The organism is Streptomyces palmae (genome assembly GCF_004684805.1).
In the GTDB taxonomy this organism is placed as follows: domain Bacteria; phylum Actinomycetota; class Actinomycetes; order Streptomycetales; family Streptomycetaceae; genus Streptomyces; species Streptomyces palmae.
The window spans coordinates 1-1,670 of record NZ_SRID01000653.1; the positions used below are offsets into that span (position 1 = coordinate 1).

At 74.4% G+C, this 1,670-nt stretch carries 1 protein-coding gene; it reads left to right on the forward strand.

The window, feature by feature from the left end:
- Positions 1-57: 57 nt before the first annotated feature.
- The coding region (locus E4099_RS31830; RefSeq protein WP_135342563.1) for a pyridoxal phosphate-dependent decarboxylase family protein at positions 58-1,670 on the forward strand (1,613 nt) is incomplete at its 3' end.

Sequence of the window (1,670 nt, forward strand, 5' to 3'; positions counted from 1 at the left end):
CCACGCACCCTCCCCCAGGCTCCGCCCGGGGGACCCCAGCCGCGCCAGGGCACCCCCATGCCCGGCTCCGGAAAGGACCTTCCCATCGTGAGCACCCTCGTGCGGACCGCTGAGGACGCGCCGCCCCGCGGGGACGCCCCGTCCCCCGAATCCCATCTGCTCAACGCCGGCACCGCGGAGCGCTACCGGCGCACCGTGGCGGACGGCCTCGCCCTGGTGGCCGACACCGTCGCCCGCGTCGACCGGCCCTTCAGCGGGACCACCCCCGACCGGTTGGCGCCTCACATCTCCGGTATCGACCTGGACGCCCCGCTGGGCGACTGCGCCGCCGCGCTGGAGGAGTTGGAGCGGGTCTACCTGCGGGACGCGGTCTACTTCCACCATCCGCGCTACCTCGCCCACCTCAACTGCCCGGTGGTGATCCCGGCGCTGCTCGGCGAGGCGGTGCTGTCGGCGATCAACTCCTCGCTGGACACCTGGGATCAGAGCGCCGGCGGCACCCTGATCGAGCGGCAGCTGATCGACTGGACGGCGCGGCGCGTCGGGCTCGGCCCGACCGCCGACGGGGTCTTCACCAGCGGCGGCTCCCAGTCCAACCTCCACGCCCTGCTGCTCGCCCGCGAGGAGGCCGTACTGCGGGCCCGCGGCGCCGCGCCCACCGACCAGGAGATCCTGCCGCGGCTGCGCGTGCTGGTCTCCGAGGCCGGCCACTTCAGCGTGCGGAAGTCCGCGAAGCTGCTGGGCCTGGGCCCGGACGCGGTGATCCCGGTGGAGACCGACCCGCAGCGGCGGATGCGGCCTGCCGGGCTCGCCCGCGAGCTGGACCGCTGCCGCCGGGAGGGCCTGGTCGTGATGGCCGTGGTGGGCACCGCCGGGACCACCGACTTCGGCTCCATCGACCCGCTGCCGCGGATCGCGGACCTGTGCGCCTGGGCCGGCACCTGGTTCCACGTGGACGCCGCCTACGGCTGCGGGCTGCTGGCCTCCCGCACCCGCCGGCACCTGCTGGAGGGCATCGAGCGGGCCGACTCGGTGACCGTGGATTTCCACAAGTCCTTCTTCCAGCCGGTGAGTTCCAGCGCGCTCCTGGTGCGCGAGGCGGCCACCCTGCGGCACGCCACGTACCACGCGGACTACCTCAACCCGCGGCGGATGGCCGCCCAGCGCATCCCCAACCAGGTCGACAAGTCCCTCCAGACCACCCGGCGTTTCGACGCGCTGAAGCTGTGGCTGACGCTGCGCGTGATGGGCGCCGACGCGATCGGCGACCTCTTCGACCGGGTGATCGACCGGGCGGCGGATGCCTGGCGGCTGGTCGACGCCGACCCGCGCTTCGAGGCGGTCACCCGGTCCCCGCTGAGCACCCTGGTCTTCCGCTACCTGCCGCCGGACGGCCCGGCGCGGGCACTGGCCGACGAGGCCAATCTGTACGCCCGGGAGGCACTGGCCGCCTCCGGCGCGGGAGTGGTCGCCGGCACCACCGTGGACGGGGTCCACCACCTCAAGTTCACCCTGCTCAACCCGGAGACCTCGTTGGAGGACATCGCCGAGGTCCTGGACCTGCTGGCCGAGCACGCCGCCCACCACCTCGACACCCGCCTGCGCGCGCCCCGCGCCCACCACGCGCCGGCAGCCGACTCCGCCGCCACCGCCACGGCCTCCGCCGCCAC